Source organism: Pantoea sp. ME81, from assembly GCF_903970985.1.
Lineage (GTDB): Bacteria > Pseudomonadota > Gammaproteobacteria > Enterobacterales > Enterobacteriaceae > Pantoea > Pantoea communis.
Map to the genome: position 1 here is coordinate 1 of NZ_CAJCKS010000256.1, position 5,104 is coordinate 5,104.

Below are 5,104 nucleotides of genomic sequence, written 5' to 3' on the forward strand. Positions count from 1 at the left end.
ACGCTCCGCAACATGGGGGCAATTCGCTAATGGGCTTCGTATCACCTGCTGCTGACTACATTGAAGAGCGCATCAACCTCAACCGGATATTCATACCGAATCCGGGCAACACGATCCGCATAGAAACGGCTACCGGCTTCATGCTGGTTGATGGCGCTGCAAAGGTTAGGCCAGGCGATTTGGTCGCGTTCCAGATGGAAGGCAATCCCATGCTCGGGAAGTGGTACCCTAAGCACCTGATGACGGAAGACGGTTTGATTGAAGGTGAGCAACTGGAGGATGTGATTGTGCTAGGCGCGGTGACGGTGGAAGTGCTGACGCTGGATGAGAAGTGGCGCCCAACGATATAGGGGATTACTCCCCTTTGCCATCCAGCCAGTCTGCCCAGCGCTGCATCATCTCTCTGCGGTTATCCAGGTACTGAGCGTGGTTGTAGATGCCTCGCGTACCCTGCGAATTGACGTGCGCCAGCTGCGCCTCAATGGCATCGCTGTTCCAGTGGAGTTCATTCATGACCGTGCTGAACTGGTGGCGGAATCCGTGCCCGCTGGTCTGCCCCTCATACCCCACGCGACGAATCACCCCAAGAACCGTGTTTTCACTGATTGGCTTGGTCTGGTCAGTGCGGCCGGCGAAGCACAGGGAATATTGCCCGGTAATTTTTTTCAGGAACGTCAGAAGGTCGACAACCTGATCTGACATTGGCGCTACGTGAACGCGGCGACCTTTCATCACAGAGGCATCGATGGTGATCAGCCGGTTTTCGAAGTCGACGTTTTTCCATACCATCGACCGGAGTTCTTTGGTGCGCAGCGCGGTGTAATGCAGAACCTGCGCCGCAACTTTGGAGATTACGCTTCCGCCATATCCCTCCAGCGCCCTGTGAAACTCGCGTATCCGGTTCATGGGAAGGAAAGGGTAGTTGTCCCTGCGGTAGCCTTTCAGTGCATCAACGAGGTCGGGGGCCGGATTATATTTAGCCCTGCCGGTGACGATCGCATAACGGAACACCTCGCCACATCTCCTTCTGGCTTTATCAGCCCTCTCCATAGCGCCGCGGTCTTCATAAAGGCGTATCACCCTGAGCAGAACCATCGGCTCCACTTCTTCCAGCTTCATGTGCCCGATAAGCGGCAGCACGTCATCGTCAAACATCCTGCGCAATTCGTCTGCATATCCCGGTGACCAGACCTTCGATTTGTGGGCATACCACTCGTTGAAGATTTCCCCAAAGCTGTCGGCGTTAATCTGTCGCTCCTGCCTCTTCACAGCCTTCTTCTGCTCTGCCGGGTCGACGCCAGCCAGCAACTTCAAGCGGGCATCAGATTGTCGGGCTCGCGCTTCAGTCAGCGATATTTCCGGGTAGGGGCCAATGACCAGCGTCTTTTCCTTTCCTTCAAACCGGTAACGCATCCGCCAGACCTTTTTTGCGGTAGGCGGGATGAACAGGAAGAGGCCGCCAGCATCTGCCAGGCGATATGACTTTTCCTTTGGTTTGGCGGCTTCGATCTGCTTTACCGTCAGCATGTGGGCATAATTCCGGTCATAATTTTTGATGTGCCCACAATATGCCCGCAAAAAGTTGGCGTAGTCAATTCGCTTCCATTCGTGTCGGTTCTGTATGGTTTTGTGTGAATGCTGATTCTGTGGGGGTTTTGTTCGTGTCGGTGCGGGTGGGTTCTTGGTGATGTGGTGTCCCCTGCAGGAATCGAACCTGCAACTAGCCCTTAGGAGGGGCTCGTTATATCCATTTAACTAAGGAGACGCGGCGCGCAGTATAGCGTACCGACCAGCAGAATTTAACCGTGTAAATCCTGTTTGCTCAATCTATCAACAATGTCGTGCCACAGATCACTGTTGTTTCTTCTGCGCTTTCTCTTTGCGCTTCTGTTCCGCCTTCGCTTTGGCCTTCGCCGCTTCACTCATATCGTTGCGAATTTGTGCATGACTGATCAGCGCAAAAATCAACGTACCGCCGGTAATATTCCCCAGCAGCGTAGGCAGCGCAAACGGCCAGAGAAACTCCTGCCAGGGCAGCGTGCCGGCAAACACCAGATACAGCACCTCTACTGAACCCACCACAATGTGCGCCAGATCGCCGAGGGCGACCAGCCAGGTCATCATCACAATCACCACGATTTTTGCCGCGCCCGCATAAGGGAACATCCAAACCATAGTGGCGATAATCCAACCTGAAATCACGGCATTGGCAAACATCTCATGCGGTGAGTTAGCCATCACTTTTTCGCTGATTGAGGTGAAAGCCTGACGCGTCGCATCGTCAAAAATCGGCATGTGATTAAAGGCTAACGCACCTAACGCCGTGCCGATCAAATTTCCTGCCAGCACTATGACCCACAGACGCAATAACAGCATGAAATTACCGCCAGTGGGTTTGTGCATAACCGGTAATACCGCAGTAACTGTGTTCTCAGTGAACAGTTGCTGGCGCGCCATAATGACGATGACAAAGCCGAAGGTATAACCCAGATTCTCCAGCAGGAAACCGCCAGGCACCTCTGCCAAATGCACATGGAAAATCCCTTTGGCCATCAGCGAAGCGCTCATGGAGAGCCCCGCAGCCACGGCAGACCATAATAAGGCCATGCCGTCGCGCTCTAGCTCTTTCTCTCCATCCTGGCGGATCTCTTCATGAATGGCAGCAGCCCGTGAGGGCAGGGCATCTTCATCCACTTCTATCTCTTGCCCCTGGTCCTTTTCGTCGCTCTCGACATCATTGTCATGTTCTGAAATGGATGGTGATTGCTTCATGTTTTCCCCTGGTGATAATGCCAACGCGTAATAAGCGTAGACGGTTTTATCAAGAGCGAAATGTTACGAAGATTCAATTTAAGAGTAACAAGATTTTAACCGAGGCGATTTTTTGCGCAATTACTTGATCTGATGCGCACGAATACCCCCTTTGGGGGAAGTGAGAGCTACCTCACAGACTTCGGCCCACAGATTCATTGTGGTATTATCCCCGCCTTATTTCACAGCTGCGATTCCCTCATTCATGCTCGAAGTCATTAATCTCTCATGCGTTCGTGATGAGCGAACCCTGTTTCATGGTCTGAGCTTCCATGTGCAACCGGGTGACATTGTGCAAATTGAAGGCCCTAACGGGGCAGGAAAAACCTCACTGCTGCGTCTGCTGGCTGGATTAAGCCGGGCAGAAGAGGGCGAGGTGATGTGGCAATCGCAGCCGATTCGTCAGCAGCGCGAAATATGGCATCAAAACTTGCTCTATCTTGGCCATCATCCTGGTGTGAAGTCGGTACTCTCACCTCTGGAAAACCTGCATTTCTGGCACGGCGATCGTGATGAAGAAGTGATTTTCGACGCGCTGGAGCAGGTGAACTTGCTGGGATATGAAGAGGTGCCGGTTGCGCAGTTGTCCGCAGGGCAGCAACGGCGTGTAGCCCTGGCTCGCCTGTGGCTCAGCCCGGCAAAGATCTGGATCCTGGATGAACCGCTCACGGCCATCGATAAAGGCGGCGTGGAAAAATTAATGGCGCGTTTCGCTGAACATGCCGATAACGGAGGCGCAGTGATTTTGACTACCCATCAGGATTTGCCTGATGAGAGTGAACGCGTGCGCAAAATCCGCCTCATCTCGGAGTGGGCTTGATGTTAGGTCGCGTGATTCAGCGTGAGTTGAAAATTGCATTTCGCAGCGGTGCCGAGGTGATTAACCCGCTGTGGTTTTTCCTGATTGTTATCACGCTGTTTCCGTTAGGTATCGGGCCGGATCCTCAGCAACTGGCGCGCATTGCGCCAGGCGTGGCGTGGGTTGCGGCATTGTTAGCCTCACTGCTGGCGCTTGAACGACTGTTCCGTGATGATTTTCTGGATGGTTCGCTGGAGCAACTACTTTTGCTACCGACACCGTTGCCCGTCACGGTGCTGGGAAAAGTGATTGCTCACTGGCTGATTACGGGCTTGCCACTGATTTTACTGTCGCCGCTGGCGGCACTACTCCTGTCACTGGATTTTGCTGGCTGGCGCGCGATGGCGCTGACGCTTTTACTCGGCACGCCAACTTTGAGTTTTCTTGGTGCGATTGGCACCGGTTTGACCGTTGGGCTGCGGCGTGGCGGCGTACTTCTAAGTTTACTGGTATTGCCGTTGTCGATACCTGTTCTGATCTTTGCCAGTGCGGCCATCGATGCCGCCGGTCAGGGATTGCCGATCGGAGGTTATCTGGCAATTCTTGGCGCGATGCTGGCAGTGAGCGCAACACTTTCGCCGTTTGCTACTGCTGCGGCTTTGCGCATTAGTCTGCATTAATCCGTGCTGCCCCAGAGCAGCCGGTATCCGAATTCTTTTTATTGTGAGCTATGCAAATGTGGAAATGGTTACACCAGTGGGCGAAGCCTGAGCGGCTTTACCAGCTATGCGGTCGCTTAATTCCGTGGTTCGCCGTGCTTGGCGTGGCAACGCTGCTGCTTGGTTGGGTGTGGGGCTTCGGCTTTGCACCGGCCGATTATCAGCAGGGCAACAGCTTCCGAATTATGTACATTCACGTGCCTGCGGCGATGTGGTCCATGGGGGTTTACGCCTCAATGGCGATTGCCGCGTTCATCGGTCTGGTGTGGCAGATGAAGATGGCGGATCTGGTCTCCGCAGCGATGGCGCCGATTGGCGCAGTATTTACTTTTATCGCGCTGGTCACCGGTTCCGCCTGGGGCAAACCGATGTGGGGCACCTGGTGGATTTGGGATGCGCGCCTAACCTCGGAACTGGTGCTGCTGTTCATCTATATGGGCGTGATTGCGCTCTATCACTCGTTTGAGGATCGTCGCACCGCCGGTCGTGCCGCAGGCATTCTGATTCTGGTGGGCGTGGTTAACTTGCCCATCATCCACTTCTCGGTACAGTGGTGGAACACCCTGCATCAGGGATCGTCAGGCATTTTGCAGCAGGCAATTGCGCCGAGTATGCGGACGCCGCTGCGTTGGGCCATTCTCGGTTATCTTCCGCGCATTGCGTTACCGGCCTTTGATAGTATGTCAGCGCTGGCGGCGGAGCTGGAAACCCCTGACTGGCTGGCTTGGCAAAATCCTTCAGTCTGGGTGGTTGCCGTGACGCTGGCGCTGGTGGC

The 5,104-nt window shown here is 54.3% G+C and carries 6 protein-coding genes and 1 tRNA gene; 4 read left to right on the plus strand and 3 right to left on the minus strand.

The features are described from left to right. Positions 1-350: hypothetical protein (locus H7A81_RS25535; protein WP_255479050.1), on the plus strand; the 350-nt coding region annotated here is incomplete at its 5' end. Between the two features lie 4 nt (positions 351-354). Here H7A81_RS25535 and H7A81_RS25540 read toward each other — a convergent pair. From H7A81_RS25540 to H7A81_RS25550, 3 genes are all read right to left on the minus strand, one after another. Then, positions 355-1,527: a tyrosine-type recombinase/integrase gene (locus tag H7A81_RS25540; protein WP_182059135.1), complete on the minus strand. Its 1,173-nt coding sequence runs from the start codon at positions 1,525-1,527 to the stop codon at positions 355-357. A gap of 163 nt (positions 1,528-1,690) precedes the next feature. Then, positions 1,691-1,765, minus strand: a tRNA-Arg gene (locus H7A81_RS25545). Between the two features lie 86 nt (positions 1,766-1,851). Further along, the gene (locus H7A81_RS25550) at positions 1,852-2,772 is read right to left on the minus strand and encodes a formate/nitrite transporter family protein (protein WP_182059136.1); all 921 of its coding nucleotides are present in this window, start codon (positions 2,770-2,772) and stop codon (positions 1,852-1,854) included. A gap of 244 nt (positions 2,773-3,016) precedes the next feature. Between H7A81_RS25550 and ccmA the strand changes: the two genes are divergently transcribed. The 3 genes from ccmA to H7A81_RS25565 form a co-directional block, all read left to right on the plus strand. Next, positions 3,017-3,631: a cytochrome c biogenesis heme-transporting ATPase CcmA gene (gene ccmA / locus H7A81_RS25555; protein WP_034825191.1), complete on the plus strand. Its 615-nt coding sequence runs from the start codon at positions 3,017-3,019 to the stop codon at positions 3,629-3,631. Continuing rightward, complete coding sequence (gene ccmB, locus H7A81_RS25560) at positions 3,631-4,290, plus strand: heme exporter protein CcmB (RefSeq protein WP_038649973.1); 660 nt, start codon at positions 3,631-3,633, stop codon at positions 4,288-4,290. The genes ccmA and ccmB overlap by 1 nt, the downstream gene beginning before the upstream one ends. A gap of 56 nt (positions 4,291-4,346) precedes the next feature. Then, a partial coding sequence (locus H7A81_RS25565; RefSeq protein WP_255479051.1) for a heme ABC transporter permease occupies positions 4,347-5,104 on the plus strand: 758 nt, incomplete at its 3' end.

Bases quoted from the DNA above. Each gene is read 5' to 3' on its own strand.
- H7A81_RS25540 (WP_182059135.1), bottom strand. From the start codon at position 1,527: ATGCTGACGGTAAAGCAGATCGAAGCCGCCAAACCAAAGGAAAAGTCA.
- ccmA (WP_034825191.1), top strand. From the start codon at position 3,017: ATGCTCGAAGTCATTAATCTCTCATGCGTTCGTGATGAGCGAACCCTG.
- H7A81_RS25550 (WP_182059136.1), bottom strand. From the start codon at position 2,772: ATGAAGCAATCACCATCCATTTCAGAACATGACAATGATGTCGAGAGC.
- ccmB (WP_038649973.1), top strand. From the start codon at position 3,631: ATGTTAGGTCGCGTGATTCAGCGTGAGTTGAAAATTGCATTTCGCAGC.